At 72.6% G+C, this 16,506-nt stretch carries 15 protein-coding genes; 12 read left to right on the forward strand and 3 right to left on the reverse strand.

All coding sequences use genetic code 11. The annotated features are described in order from the left end of the window. The first annotated feature begins 25 nt into the window (after positions 1-25). The 5 genes from A949_RS0100730 to A949_RS0100745 all read left to right on the forward strand — a co-directional run bounded on the left by A949_RS0100730 (position 26) and on the right by A949_RS0100745 (position 5,148). Entirely contained in the window at positions 26-1,204 is a 1,179-nt protein-coding gene (locus A949_RS0100730) for an acetoin utilization protein AcuC (RefSeq protein WP_019354090.1), read from the forward strand. 981 nt (positions 1,205-2,185) lie between these two features. After that, positions 2,186-2,395: a helix-turn-helix domain-containing protein gene (locus A949_RS0100735; protein ID WP_158687519.1), complete on the forward strand. Its 210-nt coding sequence runs from the start codon at positions 2,186-2,188 to the stop codon at positions 2,393-2,395. A gap of 182 nt (positions 2,396-2,577) precedes the next feature. After that, positions 2,578-2,676, forward strand: a complete 99-nt coding sequence (locus A949_RS35995) for a 30S ribosomal protein bS22 (protein WP_003948845.1) — start codon at positions 2,578-2,580, stop codon at positions 2,674-2,676. A gap of 131 nt (positions 2,677-2,807) precedes the next feature. Next, positions 2,808-3,905: an NAD-dependent epimerase/dehydratase family protein gene (locus tag A949_RS31980; RefSeq protein ID WP_019354092.1), complete on the forward strand. Its 1,098-nt coding sequence runs from the start codon at positions 2,808-2,810 to the stop codon at positions 3,903-3,905. Beyond that, a complete protein-coding gene (locus tag A949_RS0100745) occupies positions 3,898-5,148 on the forward strand; it encodes a lysophospholipid acyltransferase family protein (protein WP_019354093.1) in 1,251 nt (416 codons plus the stop codon). The genes A949_RS31980 and A949_RS0100745 overlap by 8 nt, the downstream gene beginning before the upstream one ends. Positions 5,149-5,263: 115 nt before the next feature. Here A949_RS0100745 and A949_RS0100750 read toward each other — a convergent pair whose 3' ends face one another. The 3 genes from A949_RS0100750 to A949_RS0100760 form a co-directional block, all read right to left on the reverse strand. Continuing rightward, positions 5,264-6,589: a DUF5667 domain-containing protein gene (locus A949_RS0100750; protein ID WP_019354094.1), complete on the reverse strand. Its 1,326-nt coding sequence runs from the start codon at positions 6,587-6,589 to the stop codon at positions 5,264-5,266. Between the two features lie 318 nt (positions 6,590-6,907). Continuing rightward, positions 6,908-7,810 (reverse strand): ECF subfamily RNA polymerase sigma factor, BldN family, encoded by a 903-nt coding sequence (locus A949_RS0100755; protein WP_019354095.1) that lies wholly within the window; start codon positions 7,808-7,810, stop codon positions 6,908-6,910. A gap of 380 nt (positions 7,811-8,190) precedes the next feature. After that, positions 8,191-9,120, reverse strand: a complete 930-nt coding sequence (locus tag A949_RS0100760) for an HAD family hydrolase (protein WP_019354096.1) — start codon at positions 9,118-9,120, stop codon at positions 8,191-8,193. Positions 9,121-9,337: 217 nt separating this feature from the next. On the opposite strand from A949_RS0100760, the gene A949_RS0100765 reads away from it, so the two are divergent. The 7 genes from A949_RS0100765 to A949_RS35315 all read left to right on the forward strand — a co-directional run bounded on the left by A949_RS0100765 (position 9,338) and on the right by A949_RS35315 (position 16,491). Further along, complete coding sequence (locus tag A949_RS0100765) at positions 9,338-9,574, forward strand: glutaredoxin family protein (RefSeq protein WP_019354097.1); 237 nt, start codon at positions 9,338-9,340, stop codon at positions 9,572-9,574. A gap of 367 nt (positions 9,575-9,941) precedes the next feature. Next, positions 9,942-10,742, forward strand: coding sequence for a redox-sensing transcriptional repressor Rex (locus A949_RS0100770; RefSeq protein WP_026004220.1), 801 nt, complete (start codon positions 9,942-9,944; stop codon positions 10,740-10,742). Beyond that, the gene (locus A949_RS0100775) at positions 10,739-12,064 is read left to right on the forward strand and encodes a glutamyl-tRNA reductase (RefSeq protein ID WP_019354099.1); all 1,326 of its coding nucleotides are present in this window, start codon (positions 10,739-10,741) and stop codon (positions 12,062-12,064) included. Before A949_RS0100770 ends, A949_RS0100775 begins: the two co-directional genes overlap by 4 nt. After that, on the forward strand, positions 12,061-13,062 hold the full coding sequence (hemC, locus tag A949_RS0100780; RefSeq protein WP_019354100.1) for a hydroxymethylbilane synthase: 1,002 nt from the start codon (positions 12,061-12,063) through the stop codon (positions 13,060-13,062). Before A949_RS0100775 ends, hemC begins: the two co-directional genes overlap by 4 nt. Positions 13,063-13,148: 86 nt before the next feature. After that, a complete protein-coding gene (locus tag A949_RS0100785) occupies positions 13,149-14,801 on the forward strand; it encodes a uroporphyrinogen-III synthase (RefSeq protein WP_026004221.1) in 1,653 nt (550 codons plus the stop codon). Beyond that, positions 14,798-15,817 (forward strand): porphobilinogen synthase, encoded by a 1,020-nt coding sequence (gene hemB / locus A949_RS0100790; RefSeq protein ID WP_019354102.1) that lies wholly within the window; start codon positions 14,798-14,800, stop codon positions 15,815-15,817. Before A949_RS0100785 ends, hemB begins: the two co-directional genes overlap by 4 nt. 317 nt (positions 15,818-16,134) lie before the next feature. After that, on the forward strand, positions 16,135-16,491 hold the full coding sequence (locus A949_RS35315) for a cupin domain-containing protein (protein WP_019354103.1): 357 nt from the start codon (positions 16,135-16,137) through the stop codon (positions 16,489-16,491). Positions 16,492-16,506: the final 15 nt, after the last annotated feature.

Genomic DNA, 16,506 nt, shown 5'->3' on the forward strand with positions numbered 1-16,506 from the left:
GGGCCCGCCCGATACGGTGGCGGGCATGAGCGGCGGCGCACAGTTGATGTGGGACGAGGGTGTCACCGGCTACGACTTCGGCCGTGGCCATCCGATGGACCCGGTACGGCTTGCCCTGACGAAGCGTCTGATCGAGGCGCTGGGGGTGGAGCGCGGTCCGGAGCTCGGCGTCGCCGCGGCGAAGCCACTCGGGGAGTCCACCCTGCGACTTGTGCACCGGCCCGACTACATCGACGCCGTCCGCCGGGCCTCGCGCGATCCCGGGTCCGCCGAGGAACGGTACGGCCTGGGGACCATGGACGACCCCGCGTTCGCCGGGATGCACGAGGTCTCCGCGCTCATCGCCGGACAGTCGGTCGGTGGCGCCGAGGCCGTGTGGCAGGGCAGGGCACTGCACGCGGTGAACTTCGCCGGCGGGCTGCACCACGCCATGCCGGACCGTGCGTCCGGCTTCTGCGTCTACAACGATCCCGCGCTCGCCATCGCCCGGCTGCTGGAGCTCGGGGCCGAGCGGGTCGCCTACGTCGATCTGGATGTGCACCACGGGGACGGCGTCCAGGCGGCGTTCTGGGACGATCCCCGGGTACTGACGATCTCCCTGCACGAGCATCCGGGCACCCTCTTCCCCGGCACTGGCTGGCCGGAGGAGTGCGGCGGCCCCGGCGCCGAGGGCAGTGCCGTGAACGTGGCGCTGCCGCCCGGTACGGCGGACGCCGGCTGGCTGCGTGCCGTGCACGCGGTGGTCCCGGAACTGCTGGAGGCGTTCCAGCCGCAGCTGCTGGTCTCCCAGCACGGTGCGGACACCCACGTCGAGGATCCGCTGGCGCACCTGGCGGTCAGCGTGGACGCGCAGCGGCGCGCCGCCGAGGCCGCGCACTCCTGGGCACACACCTACGCGCAGGGCCGGTGGCTGGCGACCGGCGGCGGTGGCTACGCGGTGGTGGACGTGGTGCCGCGCACCTGGACGCATCTGGTGGCGATCGCAGCCGGTGTTCCGGTCCCGGGAGAGACCGAAGTGCCCGAGGAGTGGCGGCAGGAGGTGTACGCGCGTACCGGCGGTGCCCGCGGCCCGCTGCGCATGACGGACGGGCTGGAGGCGAGCTGGCGGGACTGGAGCGAGGGGTACGACCCGGCGGACCGACTGGACCAGGCGGTGCGTGCCACCCGTCGGGCGGTGTTCCCCGCGCACGGGCTGCTGCCCTGAGCGGCCATGTGCGGGGGACATGAGGGATGAGTGCGGGCGCGTTCGGCGGGACTCGTGCACGACGGCCGGCGACGGCCCGCGTACGGGCGCCGCACCACGCTTCCGTCGGGCGCGCGGCGGCCGGTCGGGCCGGTCGGCCCCGGCGGCGTTGGGCCCGCAGCCGGCGCCGTGGTCCCACTCGTTCCGATGGCCACCGGCGGGGGCGGAGCCGGGGGAGGGTGAACCGTTTCCGCGCAGGCCCCGGTTGGCGGTCGGGAGGTGCGGGGTATTCGCAGTCGCGGGACGGATTCCCGGGCGTTCGCCGCTTCCGGCCGGCCGGCCTGGTGGCGGGAGAGCGGGGCCGTCGGGGGCGCCGTGCTGTCTCCTGGCCGACTCTCGGTCAAGTACGTCACATTGGCCCCACGCCTGTCGGCGTCTGAGTGCCTCGGACTAGCACTCTCGGTGGGTGAGCGTGTCGACATAGCGATGTGATTCGGGGTACGTCAGTGCGGCTTCTCCTTCGTGAGAGGGGTCGTGCTGTTCTGCAGAACCGGCGTGTGCACCCGAGGGTGTGCGCGGGGCGCGAATGCGTGCGCCGCCTTCCGGCGCCGGGCGGAGCCGATCGGCACGACGCAGCCGAAGGAGCTGCGGCCAAGGTACTCGGCGGGGCTGATGGTTCGACGTCCGGTGCAGGTCAATGGGGTTGCGGGGCGCCCGGGCCGCCAGGTGCGCAGGGGCGGTGCTCGGCGTGGAGCGGCGGGAGTCAGGGGTGGGACAGAGCGTTCCGTGCGTGCCGACGGATGACGCTGCGCAGTGCGACTACTACCGCGCGCTCACTCGCTATGTACTCAATCGAGCGTGTCTGTCACGGTAGGCGAGCGATCGCTACTCCTCTTCACCACTTGCATCACGCGCCCCTAATCTGGGGAGGAGCGCACATGCGAGCAGGAGGCACCGGAGGGGAAGCCGGCGCCCGACATGTGCGGAAGGTTCAGGTGTGACATGGCTGCTGACGAACGGCCGTTGAACGAGGTCGTGTTCCTGACCGTGGCGGAGGTCGCCGCGGTGATGCGAGTCTCCAAGATGACCGTGTACCGCTTGGTGCACAGCGGTCATCTGCCGGCGATCCGGGTGGGCAGGTCCTTCCGGGTACCGGAGAAGGCCGTCCACGAATACCTCGAGGATTCGTACGTGGGGGTGGAGAGCGCCTAGCCGAAGATCGGGTGCGCGATTCACCGCTGCACCGGAGCTCCGGTGCCCCTCGATTCACGCCCATTCCCGGGTGGCGGGTAGGGTGGCCCCATGTAGGTCGTGTGGGCTCGGACGCCCCGCACCGAGTATCGAAATGAGTTCGCCCCGCGTCATGCGGGGATGATCCGTGAGCGAGGGTAGTCGTGGGCTCTGTCATCAAAAAGCGGCGTAAGCGGATGGCGAAGAAGAAGCACCGCAAGCTGCTGAAGCGGACGCGTGTGCAGCGTCGCAACAAGAAGTGAGCGAGCGCACCGCACGCCACTGACCGCCGCCTTTCTCTCCATGTCGGGGAGAAGGGCGGCGGTTCTGCTTTGGTGGCGCGGTGCGCTCGTACGGGGGCGCCGGCCGTATCGGGGGGTGTGAGGGAGGGATCGTGGGCAAGGTGGTGCTCGTCACCGGGGTCGCCAGACCGCTCGGTGGCCGTTTCGTACGCCGTATCCGGCACGAGCCTGAGGTGAGCCGGGTGATCGGCGTGGACGCCCGCCCGCCCGCGCACCCGTTGGACGGTGCGGAGTTCGTGCAGGCCGACATCCGGCAGCCCGCCATCGGCAAGGTGCTGGCCGAGCACGCTGTCGACACCGTCGTCCACATGGATGTGCACGGGGCCCCGCCGTCGCTGGGCGGCGCCGGGCGGGGAGCGGTCAAGGAGACCAATGTCATCGGCGCCATGCAACTGCTGGGCGCCTGCCAGAAGGCGCCCAGCGTCAGCCGGCTGGTGATCAAGTCGACGACGAGCGTCTACGGTTCGGCGCCGCGCGATCCGGCGGTCTTCGACGAGGCGACACCTGTCAGGGACCTGCCCAGCGGAGGGTTCGCCAAGGACGCGGTCGAGGTCGAGGGATATGTACGCGGCTTCGCGCGGCGCCGGCCGGACGTCGCGGTGACCGTGCTGCGGTTCGCCCACATCCTCGGCCCCGCTGCCGAGTCGCCGCTCGCCGCCTACTTCTCGCTGCCCGTCCTGCCCACTGTGCTGGGCTACGACCCCAGGCTGCAGTTCGTGCACGACGACGACGTGATCGAGGTGCTGCGGCTGGCGGCCGGCGAACCGCGCCCGGGCACGCTCACCGCCGGAACGTTCAACATCGCCGGGGACGGTGTGCTGCTGCTGTCGCAGTGTGCCCGCCGGCTGGGGCGGCCGACGGCGCCGATGCTGCTGCCGGCGATCCGCTGGAGCCGGAGCGTGCTGCGCTCGGTGGGCGCGACGGACTTCTCGCCCGAACAGATCCGGCTGCTCACCCACGGGCGGGTGGTGCGGACCGCACACGCCCGCGATGTGCTCGGTTTCGCCCCGGGCCGGACGACAGCGGAGACGCTGGACGCCTTCCTGCGGGAGCAGGGCCCGGGGCTGCTGCCGCCGGAGGGCGTCGCCGGTGCGCTCGACCGGTTCGCGGCACTGCTGCCGGGCAAGTCGGGCCCGCAAGCGTGCACCGCCGCCGCGGCGGGGCAGGAGGAGGTGCGCCAGGATGGCTGACGCGAAGGTCATACCCTTCGACGACGACCGGGACCGCTCGCGGAGTCCGGGCTCCCCCGCCGGACGCGCCCCCGGGGACGGTGCCCGCGCGTCCCGAGCGGGACGCTCCGGAACACCTCCGTCGGGCGGCGGTGCCGGTTCCGGCGGGGATCCCGGTCCGGGCGGCGCCCGCGGCACTCGACGCGGCGGCACCGGGCGGCGCTCCCGGCTGACGGCGGTGTCCGGACAGCCCCCGGAGCCGGAGCAGGCGGAGGGCGCCGGGGAACCGCCCGGGCAGCCCGGTGCCGCGGCCGCGGGCGGCGGACCGGAGGAACCGGCCGGAGCGGGCTCGGCGGGGCGCTCCGGTCCCGCGGGCTCCACGGCGCCGCAGGAGCCGGCCGGGCTGCTGGAGCGGGTGCTCGGCACGGAGTGGGAGGCGCGGGCCGCCGAGGGTCTCGCCTTCCTGCGGCGCAGGCTCACCGGGGAGTACGAGGTCGACGACTTCGGCTTCGACGAGGAGCTGACCGACCAGGTGCTGATGACGCTGCTCCGCCCGGTCTTCGAGAAGTACTTCCGGGTGGAGGTGCGCGGGGTGGAGAACATACCCGCGGACGGTGCGGCGCTGGTGGTGGCCAACCACTCGGGCACCCTCCCGCTGGACGGGCTGATGCTCCAGGTCGCCGTGCACGACGAGCACCCGGCCGACCGGCATCTGCGGCTGCTGGGCGCGGACCTGGTGTTCGTGCTGCCGCTCGTCAACGAACTCGCGCGCAAGGCGGGGCACACGCTGGCCTGCGCGGAGGACGCGCAGACGCTGCTGGAGCGCGGCGAGGTCGTCGGGGTGATGCCGGAGGGCTTCAAGGGGCTGGGCAAGCCGTTCGCCGACCGCTACAAGCTCCAGCGGTTCGGGCGGGGCGGTTTCGTCTCGACGGCGTTGCGTGCGGGGGCGCCGATCGTGCCGTGCTCCATCGTCGGTGCCGAGGAGATCTACCCGATGGTCGGCAACTCCCGGACCCTGGCCCGGCTGTTCGGCTTCCCGTACTTCCCGCTCACGCCCACCTTCCCGTGGCTGGGTCCGCTGGGCGCGGTGCCGCTGCCGACGAAGTGGACGATCCAGTTCGGCGAGCCGGTGCCCACCGACGGCTATCCGCCGGAGGCCGCGGAGGATCCGATGCTGATGTTCAACCTCACCGACCAGGTGCGGGAGACCATTCAGCACACGCTCTACAAGCTGCTGGTGCGACGGCGGTCGGTGTTCTTCTGAGCAGCCCGGGGCGGCGTCGTGCGACTGTCCGCCCAGCGGTGTGCCGTACCCGAGCCGCGGGCCGGGGGCCGGTCGCGGCGGCCGGGAACCGGCCGCCGCGATGTGTGCGCTGCGGCTATCCGCCGTCGCCGCCGAGATCGAGGCGGGGCAGCACGTCCGGGACGAGCGGAGGCAGGGTGACCTTGGGCTCGCTGTCCGGTGAGGAGGGGCTGCCGGAGCCGGGGTCGGAATGGGACGGGCTGCCGCCCTTCCGATCGGAGTCCTCCGGCGGTTCGAGCAGATCGCCACCGAGCAACCCCTTGCCGCGCTGCTGGGAGTCGGAGGGCGAGGGCTCCTCGCCGCCGCCGTCCCGCCGCCCGTCCATGCCGTCCGCCGACGGGGAGCTGGGCTCGGCGGAGGGCTGCTCCTCGCCCGTCCGGTCACCGGTGCCCGGCTCGCGGTCGCGCGGGGCCTCGGCGCGCTCCCGGGGGAGGAGCGCGCGCAGCGGGCCCACCTCCTGGTCTATGGCGTCGAAGACCGAACTGACCTCGTCGCTCACGTCGTGGAGCTGCACCGGCAGCCGGTCGCGCAGCTGCGTCCAGCCGGCCCGGTGGTTCTCGGCGAACGCGGACAGGGACCGGATCGGGGCCAGGTCGCCGTTCCGCTGGTAGGCGGAGCTGAGCAGCCGGTGCCCCTCGGAGGCGTCGTGCCGCATACCGGAGAGGGTCTTGCGGACCTCGGCGAGTGCCTCGTGGTCCAGGGCTCCGGAGCGGTCCCGCTCCATGAGACGGCGGGCCTCGTGCAGTCGCGTGGAGGCGTGGTCCAGCAGGAGGCCGCCGCGGTCGGCGTCGTCCCCGGCGAGGTCGAGCTGGATGTCCTCCATCCCGCGCTTGAGACCGTAGAGCGAGTCGCCCGGCAGCGCGTCGGTGCTGGCGGCGGTGGCCGCGCCGAAGGCGCTGGCCGCGACGCCGACGCTCAGGCCGCCGACGGCGAGTCCACGGCCGAGCCGGGACTTGGGGCGCAGCTTTCCGAGCGGCCCGAGACCGGGTGCGCGGTGTGCGCCGCTCCGGCCGCGGGAGTCGGCGCGGGCGTCGCGCTGCTCGGGGAAGTGCGCGCCGTGCGCCGCCGTCTCACCCTCTCCGAAGGCGGCCTCCATGGCGGCGATCAGCTGCGCGCGCTGGACCGTCTTGACCTCGGGGTCCAGCGTCGGCCTCGGTACCCCGCCCAGCGCGTTCGCGAGGGAGAGCAGCGACGGGTCGGAGCCGTCGGCCCGGTGGCTGTGCGGTGCGCCCGGCGGTGCTGCCGCGGTGTCACTCCCTCCTCCGGGGCCCGGCCCGGAGCGCTCTCGGGGCGGGGGGCCCTCGGGTTCCGTATCGGCCGCCGCGCCCGTGTCACGTCCCTGTTCGTCCAGGGCCTGGGCGAAGGCGATGGCCCGTCGGCTCGTCGGCACGGATCCGATCACCGGCGGCACCTCCTCATCGTCTGCACGGTCGGCTCCCCACCACACCGGCACGAGTGTGGCCGACCGCGTCCGCTCAGGGTCGAGCGAGCCCCGGGCAGCCACGGCTACGGGGAGTCTGCAACCCCGACAACGAGCGCAAGCCACTCGGGTTACGGAGTCGGATGTCACGATGATGTGACCGGGGGTCCGCGCGAGGGCGACCGCGTGGCCGACCCTCCGGCACCGGGCCCCGGCGACGCTGCGGTCGCAGCCCTCGGAGGCGTCTCGGAGGCGCCTTTCCGGTGCCTCCGAGACGCCTCCGAGCGGTCCGCCCCGGGGTCAGCGCGCGTCGTCGGGGAGCAGCCGGGCGAGGGTGCGCACGGCGCGGTACTGCAGGGTCTTGATGGCGCCCTCGTTCTTGCCCATCACCCGGGCCGTCTCGGCGACGGAGAGCCCCTGCAGAAATCGGAGCGTTACGCATTCCTGCTGTTGGGGGTTGAGCTTACGTACGGCTTCCAGCAGGGCGGCGTTGGAGAGCGTTTCGAGGACCGACTCCTCGGGGGACCGCTCGACCTCGTTGGCGTCGAGCATCTCGCCGGTGGTCACCTCGAGGCGGAAGCGGCTCGACTTGAAGTGGTCGGCGACCAGATTGCGGGCGATGGTCACCAGCCAGGCTCCGAAGTCGCGGCCCTGCCAGGTGAAGGTGCCGATACGGCGGAGGGCGCGCAGAAAGGTCTCGCTGGTCAGGTCCTCGGCGGTGGCCCGGCCGCCGACCCGGTAGTAGATGTAGCGGTAGACGGTGTCGCTGTACTGGTCGTACAACCTGCCGAACGCCTCGGCTTCGCCGTCCTGGGCGCGTTCGACCAGGTCCATCATCCGGCGGCTGTCGGTGTCGGAGGCGGCGGGCCGGCGGGCGGTCGTGCCGGAGCCGCGGGCGCGCCGGCCGGTCGGGGTGGAGGTGCGGGACGTGGTCGCCGCGTTCGAGCGGGCGACCGAGGGGGATGCCGGGGACGCGGCGGAGGCGGCCGGACCGGCCGCGGTGGTCAGGGCGCGGGTGGCGCGGTGGGCGGGGGCAGGGCAGGGACCTGTGGGGACAGTTGAGGCTCCTGCGGGGACAGGTGCGGTTGGTGCGGCCAGGGCAGGGATGGCGTACGCGGTGGGGACGAACGCACGCAGTTGGTCGATGACTGTCGTGCGCAGCGTAGCCAGGCCCGAGGCGTCAACCCCGACGTGTGGGTACACGGGACTCCCAGAGGCAGAGCTTCCATCACGTGCAGTGCGGGACCGTTCACCCGGCGTAGGGACAGGTGGGTACCGAATTGCGTCTGAGGAGAATAACGCTTCGTACAGGCCGCGCTACACCTAGTTGCTGAAAACGTCGCTTCGGTTCGTTTCAGTGCGGATTGGGGCCGCTTTCAGGTGCGAGTCGAAGACTGTTTCTGATCGTTTCCATGGCCGAATTTGACGCCTGGGTGATGTGTTCCGGCCGACCGGCCGGATCGGGACTGCCTGCCCGGAGCGCCGGGTAACACTGCTGGATTGCCCGGCCGACGGCCGCGCAGAACGGACCCGCCGCGGTCGCGGTACGCCCCGGGCGCGTCGGTGAATCCCTCGTGAGGGGCCTAGCGGCGGCGCCGCTGCACCGCGGCGGCGGCCACCGCGCCGCCTGCCAGCGCGCCGACCCCGGCGGCCGCCGGGATGCCCACCTTGGCCGCCTTGCGGCCCTTCCGGTAGTCGCGCAGTCGCCAGCCCATTTCACGCGCGTGCGTCCGAAGCCGGCTGTCAGGATTGATCGCATACGGATAACCGACGAGCGACAGCATCGGAATGTCGTTCGCCGAATCGCTGTACGCAGCGCACCTGTCCAGATCGAGGCCCTCGGCCGCGGACAGCGCGCGGACCGCCTCCGCCTTCGCCGGCCCGTGCAGCGGTTCGCCGACCAGCCGTCCGGTGTAGACGCCGCCCACCGACTCGGCCACCGTGCCCAGCGCTCCGGTCAGCCCCAGCCGCCGCGCGATGATCGTGGCCGTCTCCACCGGAGCCGCCGTCACCAGCCACACCTTCTGGCCGGCGTCCAGGTGTGCCTGGGCCAGGGCCCGGGTGCCGGGCCAGATCCGGCCCGCCATGTACTCGTCGTAGATCTCCTCGCCGATCGCCATCAGCTCGGAGACCCGGTGCCCCTTGACGATGGACAGCGCGCTCTCCCGGGCGTCGTGCATGTGGTCGGCGTTCTCGGAGCCGGCGAGCCGGAAGTAGGTCTGCTGCCAGGCGAACCGGGTCAGTTCGCGCTTCCGGAAGAACTTGCGCTTGTAGAGGCCGCGGCCGAAGTGGAAGAGGGCGGCGCCCTGCATGACGGTGTTGTCCAGGTCGAAGAAGGCGGCGGCGTGCACGTCCCCCGCGACCGGGAACTCCGGCTCCGGAGTGCCCGCGGGTTCGGCCGTCGCCTGCTCCTGCTCCTGCTTGCGTGCCGCCTCGGCGGCCGCCTCCCCGGCGAGCACGCTGCGTGCGGTCGCGTTGCGCCTGCGGGGGGTGAGCCATGCGGGAAGGGCCATGCGGCGAGCATAGCCAGTCTGTTCGGAGAGCCGGTTGCGCCGGGATTGCCGGGGGTGTGGTCCCGGTGAACCGCCGGGGCGCCCTGCGGGGTGTCCCCGGCCGGCGCGTGCGGTCTCCGCCGTCCGCGCCGGGGCGTCCCGCGGGGCGTGCGCCAGGGCGTCCCGCGGGGCGTCCGACGGGTTCGGCGAGGCGTCGGGCGGGCTGGAGAATGGAGGTATGAAGACTGTGACGCTGATCGGGAAGCCCGGCTGCCACCTGTGCGACGTGGCGCGGGACGTGGTGGTCCGGGTGTGCGAGGAAGTGGACGCCGCCTGGGAGGAGAAGGACATCAACCAGGATCCCGAGCTCTACCGGCTGTACTGGGAGCAGATCCCGGTGGTGCTGGTGGACGGGGCCCAGCACGACTTCTGGCGGGTGGACCCGGAGCGGTTGCGCAGCGCGCTCACCGCGTGACGCGGCGTCGGCGCCGTGCCCGTGCCGCGCGCCGACGGGGTGGGGTGGTGCCGGTGGGAGCGGGTCCGGGCCGCGCCGCTGCCGGCCTCAAGAGCCGCCGGGGGGCCGCTTGTCCAGTGGGAATGTGGTCAGGGTTCGAGTGGGTTTCGATTAGTATCGAGGGCGTTTTGCGATCCGGGGGCGTATAGGTGAGGAGTGTGGCCGGGTGTCCCCGTCGGTGCCTGTGGCGCCGGTCACGTTGACCGGACAAACCGGACACAATCTTTGTGCACGCGTTCACAAAGGCATAGCCTGGGCGCGACGGAGCGGTCCGGGAGAGTGCCTCGCAGACGACCGCTCACCGCTTCGCGCAACCGGCAGGAGCACCGTGGCAACTGGCCGAAACCACCGTCCGGCGACGAGTCGGAGCCGAGGGATCCCCGAGGCGACCGTCGCCCGCCTTCCGCTGTACCTGCGGGCCCTCACCGCGCTGTCCGAGCGCTCGGTGCCCACGGTGTCCTCGGAGGAGCTGGCCTCGGCGGCGGGCGTCAATTCGGCCAAGCTCCGCAAGGACTTCTCCTACCTGGGTTCGTACGGCACCCGCGGGGTCGGCTACGACGTGGAGTACCTCGTCTACCAGATCTCCCGTGAGCTGGGCCTCACCCAGGACTGGCCGGTTGTCATCGTCGGTATCGGAAACCTGGGCGCCGCGCTGGCCAACTACGGCGGGTTCGCCTCGCGCGGCTTCCGGGTCGCGGCGCTGATCGACGCCGACCCGGGGCTGTCCGGCAGGCCCGTGGCGGGCATCCCGGTCCAGCACACCGACGAGCTGGAGAAGATCATCTCGGACAACGGGGTGTCCATCGGCGTGATCGCCACCCCGGCCGGTGCGGCCCAGCAGGTGTGCGACCGGCTGGTCGCCGCCGGGGTCACCTCCATCCTCAACTTCGCGCCGACCGTGCTCTCCGTCCCCGAGGGCGTCGACGTGCGCAAGGTCGACCTGTCGATAGAACTGCAGATCCTCGCCTTCCACGAGCAGCGCAAGGCGGGCGAGGAGCCGGGGGCGCCCCCGGGGCAGAGCCCGGAGACGGACACCGCGCCGCCCGCGGCGCCGCCGGCCGTGTCCGTCGCCAAGCGGCCCCCCGAGTCCGGAACTGACGGGGATCTGCCCGCCGTGATGCCGGCATGAGTCTGCTCGTCGTGGGCCTCAGCCACCGCAGTGCGCCGGTCAGCGTGCTGGAGCGGGCCGCCCTGGCCCCCCAGGCGCGGGGCAAGCTGTTGCAGGACACCGTGGGGGCCGAGCCCGCCGCCGAGGCGGCCGTCCTCGCCACCTGCAACCGGATCGAACTCTACGCGGACGTCGACCGGTTCCACGCCGGTGTCGCCGAACTGTCCACCCTGCTGGCCCAGCACAGCGGAGTGGATCTGGAGGAGCTCACCCCTTATCTGTATGTCCACTACGAGGACCGGGCCGTGCACCACCTGTTCTCGGTGGCCTGCGGGCTGGACTCGATGGTCGTGGGCGAGGGGCAGATCCTCGGCCAGATCAAGGACGCGCTGGCCGTCGCGCAGGAGCAGCACACCGCTGGACGGCTGCTGAACGACCTGTTCCAGCAGGCGCTGCGGGTGGGGAAGCGGGCGCACTCCGAGACCGGGATCGACAAGGCCGGGCAGTCGCTGGTGACCTTCGGGCTCCAGCAGTCGGCCGCGGGCCGGGACGTCGAGACGTGGCTGCGGGGGCGCCGGGCGCTGGTGATCGGCGCCGGATCGATGTCCTCGCTCGCCGCGGTGACGCTGGCGCGCGCCGGTGTGGGCGAACTGGTGATCGTCAACCGTACGTTGGAGAGGGCCGAGCGGCTGGCGGAGAGCCTGGACGCGCGGGCCCTGCCCATGGACGCGGTGGCCGGCGAGCTGGCCGCGGCCGACGTGGTGGTCTCCTGCACCGGCGCGGCCGGGCTGGTGCTGGGCGCCGAGGAGGTCGGACGGGCCGTCCGCGCGCGGGAGCCCCGCGCGGACGGCGGCCCGGTCCTCTCGGTGCTGGACCTGGCCATGCCCCGGGACGTCGAGGCCGCCGTGCACCGTGTCGAGGGCGTGCGGCTCGTGGACATCGAGTCGCTCGCGGACGCCGAGGCGAACGCGCCGATGGCCGGGGACGTGGAAGCCGTCCGGGGCATCGTGGCGGAGGAGGTCGCCGCCTTCGGCGCCGCGCAGCGCGCCGCGACGATCACCCCGACCGTGGTGGCGCTGCGCACCATGGCCGCCGATGTCGTCGCCGGGGAGATGGCGCGGCTGGAGGGGCGGCTGCACGGGATGGACGACAAACAGCGCGCGGAGATCACGCAGACCGTGCGCCGGGTCGTGGACAAGCTGCTGCACGCGCCGACCGTGCGCGTCAAACAACTCGCGGGCGAACCCGGCGGCGCCGGGTACGCGGACGCGCTGCGTGAACTCTTCGACCTCGACCCGCAGGCGGTCGCCGCTGTCAGCAACCCGGAACAGGAGCGGCAATGAACACCGACGCCACAGCCACCACACCACTCAGGCTGGGCACCCGCCGCAGCAAGCTCGCGATGGCGCAGTCCGGGCTGGTCGCCGAGGAGGTCCGCAGGGTGACGGGCCGCCCCGTGGAGCTGGTGGAGATCACCACCTACGGCGACGTCAGCAAGGAGCAGCTCGCGCAGATCGGCGGCACCGGGGTGTTCGTCAACGCGCTGCGGGACGCGCTGGCCCGCGGGGACATCGACTTCGCCGTGCACTCGCTGAAGGACCTGCCCACCACCCAGCCCGCGGAGTTCGCGCTGGCTGCCGTGCCCGCGCGGGCGGATGCCCGGGACGTGCTGGTCGGCCGGGACGGGCTCGGTTTCGAGGCGCTCCTGCGGGCCGCCGCGTCCGGCACGGCGCGGATCGGCACGGGCTCGCCCCGCCGGATGGCGCAGATCCACGCCTGGGCGCGTACCCTCGGGTTCGAGATCGAGACCGTTCCGATCCGGGGGAATATCGACACCCGGATCGGGTACGTGCGCTCCGGTGAGCTCGACGGCGTCGTGCTCGCGGCTGCCGGTCTCGAACGTATCGGCCGCCTCGACGAGGAGGCCGCCGAGCTGATCGAACCCGACCAGGTTCTGCCCGCCCCCGGACAGGGGGCGCTGGCGGTCGAGTGTGTGGCGTCCGACACACACCTGACCGCACAGCTCGGGGAGCTGGACGACCCGCGTACGCGGGCGGCCGTCACCGCTGAGCGAACCCTGCTCGCCGCCTTGGAGGCCGGCTGCAGTGCACCTGTGGGTGCGCTTGCCGACCTGCTTGTCGAGGGGCAGGTTGTCACCGAAATGCGCCTGCGCGGCGTCGTCGGCACCACCGACGGCCGCACGCTGGTGCAGTTGTCCACCACCGGTCCCGCACCGGCATCCGACGGCGATCTCACTGCCTGTGCACGCATGGGCCGGGAACTCGCCGACGAGATGCTCGCCAAGGGTGCGGCCGGTCTGATGGGGGAGCGAGCACTTTGAGCCCCACCGCCGCCGACAGGTCGCGCGCCGAGACGTCGAACACCGCGCGCGCCGGCAAGTCGAGCACCGCACAGAAGCCGGCAGCCGTGAACAGACAGCACCTGCACGGTGCACACGGGCACGTCACCTTCCTGGGTGCCGGGCCCGGGGACCCGGGGCTGCTGACGTTGCGCGCCGTCGAGGCGCTGGGGCAGGCCGACGTCCTCGTCGCCGGTCCGCGCGTGTACGACGTCGTACGTGCCCATACCCGGCCGGGTGTGGACACACCACTCCAGCCCGTCGCTGACGAGACGTCAACTGCCGCTGCGGCGGCCGACGATGCAGCTCTCGACGCGGGCGAGTCTGCCATAGCCGCCGCGCGCGCCGGCAAGCGGGTCGTGCGTGCGGTCGCGGGTGATCCGGGGCTGGACTCGGACGCGGCCCGCGAGATGCTCGTGCTGGCCGCCGAGGGGATTCCCTTCGAGGTCGTCCCGGGTGTCGCGGCGGCCGTGGGGGTGCCCGCCTACGCCGGGGTCCCGCTGCGGGACGCGCAGGGCACCGACGTGCGGTTCGTGGACGCGAGCACCGCCGACGACCGGTGCTGGACCGAGCTGGGGGTGAGCGACGCGACCGTCGTCGTCTCCACGACCCTGGACCAGGTCACCTCGGCCGCGGGTGAACTGGTGGCGGCCGGCCGCAAGCCGGACACCCCGCTGACCCTCACGCTGGCGGGCACGACCACCCGGCAGCGGACGTTCACCGCGACGCTCGGCGGGATCACCCAGACCCTCAAGCAGGCCAAGGTGCTGCCGTCGCCGGACGGCGGGCAGCCCGTGATAGCCGTGGTCGGCGAGCGCAGTGCCGCGCCGCAGCGCGAGCAGCTGGCCTGGTTCGAGTCCAAGCCGCTGTTCGGCTGGCAGGTCCTGGTGCCGCGCACCAAGGAGCAGGCGGCCTCCCTCTCCGACCAGCTTCGCTCCTACGGCGCCGTGCCCGCCGAGGTGCCGACCATCGCCGTGGAGCCGCCGCGCACCCCGCAGCAGATGGAGCGCGCCGTCAAGGGCCTGGTCACCGGCCGGTACGAGTGGATCGCCTTCACCTCCGTGAACGCGGTCAAGGCGGTCCGCGAGAAGTTCGAGGAGTACGGGCTGGACGCGCGCGCCTTCGCCGGGATCAAGGTGGCGGCGGTCGGCGAGCAGACCGCGGCCGCGCTGGTCGAGTTCGGCGTCAAGCCCGACCTGGTGCCCAGCGGCGAGCAGTCGGCGGCCGGGCTGCTGGAGGACTGGCCGCCCTACGACCCGGTCTTCGACCCGATCGACCGGGTGTTCCTGCCGCGCGCGGACATCGCCACCGAGACGCTGGTGGCCGGGCTGATCGAGCTGGGCTGGGAGGTGGACGACGTGACCGCCTACCGCACGGTCCGCGCCTCGCCGCCGCCCGCCGAGACCCGGGAGGCCATCAAGGGCGGCGGGTTCGACGCGGTGCTGTTCACCTCGTCCTCCACGGTGCGGAACCTGGTGGGCATCGCGGGCAAGCCGCACAACGTCACGGTGATCGCCTGCATCGGCCCGGCCACCGCGAAGACCGCGGAGGAGCACGGACTGCGGGTGGACGTCATGTCGCCCGAGCCGTCGGTGCACAAGCTGGCCGAGGCGCTGGCCGACTTCGGGGCCCAGCGCCGTGCCGCGGCCGTCGAGGCGGGTGAGCAGGTGAAGCGGCCGAGCGAGAAGCGCCCGGCCAGGAGGAGGGCACGCACATCATGAGCATTCACGGCAGCCCCGGTACGTACGGCAGCTATCCGGCCGCCCGTCCGCGGCGGCTGCGCAGCACGCCTGCCATGCGTCGTATGGTCGCCGAGCACGCCACCCGGCCCGCCGATCTGATCCTGCCCGCTTTCGTGCGGGAGGGCGCGAGCGAGCCGGTTCCGGTGGGCGCCATGCCGGGCGTCGTGCAGCACACCCGGGACTCGCTGCGGAAGGCCGCCGTGGAGGCGGTCGAGGCGGGGGTCGGCGGGCTGATGCTCTTCGGCGTGCCGGACGAGGCGAAGAAGGACGCGGTGGGCACGGCGGGCACCGACCCGGAGGGGATCCTCCAGGTCGCGCTGCGGGACGTGCGCTCCGAGGTCGGCGACGAACTGGTGCTGATGTCCGACCTGTGCCTGGACGAGTACACCGACCACGGCCACTGCGGGGTGCTGACCGCCGAGGGCCTGGTGGACAACGACGCGACGCTGGCGCGGTACGCCGAGATGGCCCGCGTCCAGGCCGACGCCGGAGCCCATGTGCTGGGCCCCAGCGGCATGATGGACGGCCAGATCGGCTACGTCCGCGCGGCGCTGGAGGAGGCGGGCCGCACCGATGTGGCCCTCTTCGCCTACACCGCCAAGTACTCCTCGGCGTTCTACGGGCCGTTCCGGGAGGCCGTCGGCTCCTCGCTGCAGGGGGACCGCAAGACCTACCAGCAGGACCCGGCCAACGCCCGGGAGGCGCTGCGCGAGCTCTCGCTGGACCTCGCCGAGGGTGCGGACATGGTGATGGTCAAGCCGGGGCTGCCGTACCTGGACATCCTGCGGGACTTCGCCGAGCGCGCCGAGGTGCCCGTCGGCGTCTACCAGATCTCCGGCGAGTACGCGATGGTCGAGGCCGCCGCCGAGAAGGGCTGGATCGACCGGGAGGCGGCCATCCTGGAGATGCTGACGAGCTTCACCCGGGCCGGCGCGAACATGATCCTCACCTACTGGGCGACGGAGGCCGCGGGACTGCTGCGCGCACGGTACTGACGACGGGTCCCCCGGCCCGGGCCGCGCCAGGCTGCGAGAGCCGCACAACAGGCGCCATCCGCACGTCGGATGGCGCTTTTCCGTGTTGCGGGTGAGGTGAACGAGCGTTCTCGTTGTGGCTGGGGCGCGGGATCACTTACGCTCGTCCCGCTTCACTCGAACCGGTACCGGAGCATCTGCCCCCGATACCGGAGCAGTTGACGTCATGTCATTGCACTGTGCTGGGCGGCTGACCCCGCGCGACTTCGACGGCGTACCTCTTCCGTCTCGCGAGTCCCCTGCATCGCAGCGCCATCGCAGAGAATGAGGAGCACACCATGACGACCCTCGAACGCCCGGACTTCCACGTGGCCGGCACCGAGGCACTCGCGCGCATCGACCCCGTCGAGCTGTACCCGGGGGTGACGGCCCACGTGCTCGACTGGACCAGCCCCGCCGACGGGTCCGACCCGCTGCCGCGCGAGGCGTATGTACGGTTCGCGCCCGGCTCCGGCTACACCGAGCCGGACCACCACGGGGACACCAGCGAGATCGTGGTCGTCGTCGACGGCGAACTGCAGGACGAGGCGGGCAGCTACCCCGTGGGCAGCCGGATCCGCGGGGCGCAGGGCTCCACCCACACACCGCGCAGCGAGCAGGGCTGCCTGCTGTACGTGTACTTCCCGCAGCGCTGACCCCGCCGCGCGCGG

Origin of the sequence: Streptomyces sp. AA1529 (assembly GCF_000280905.1) — a bacterium.
GTDB lineage: Bacteria > Actinomycetota > Actinomycetes > Streptomycetales > Streptomycetaceae > Streptomyces.

What these genes read in the sequence shown, in the direction of transcription:
- A949_RS0100730 (WP_019354090.1), top strand. Translation starts at nt 26, where the DNA reads ATGAGCGGCGGCGCACAGTTGATGTGGGACGAGGGTGTCACCGGCTAC.
- A949_RS0100735 (WP_158687519.1), top strand. Translation starts at nt 2,186, where the DNA reads ATGGCTGCTGACGAACGGCCGTTGAACGAGGTCGTGTTCCTGACCGTG.
- A949_RS0100745 (WP_019354093.1), top strand. Translation starts at nt 3,898, where the DNA reads ATGGCTGACGCGAAGGTCATACCCTTCGACGACGACCGGGACCGCTCG.
- A949_RS0100760 (WP_019354096.1), bottom strand. Translation starts at nt 9,120, where the DNA reads ATGGCCCTTCCCGCATGGCTCACCCCCCGCAGGCGCAACGCGACCGCA.
- A949_RS0100765 (WP_019354097.1), top strand. Translation starts at nt 9,338, where the DNA reads ATGAAGACTGTGACGCTGATCGGGAAGCCCGGCTGCCACCTGTGCGAC.
- A949_RS0100775 (WP_019354099.1), top strand. Translation starts at nt 10,739, where the DNA reads ATGAGTCTGCTCGTCGTGGGCCTCAGCCACCGCAGTGCGCCGGTCAGC.
- hemC (WP_019354100.1), top strand. Translation starts at nt 12,061, where the DNA reads ATGAACACCGACGCCACAGCCACCACACCACTCAGGCTGGGCACCCGC.
- hemB (WP_019354102.1), top strand. Translation starts at nt 14,798, where the DNA reads ATGAGCATTCACGGCAGCCCCGGTACGTACGGCAGCTATCCGGCCGCC.
- A949_RS35315 (WP_019354103.1), top strand. Translation starts at nt 16,135, where the DNA reads ATGACGACCCTCGAACGCCCGGACTTCCACGTGGCCGGCACCGAGGCA.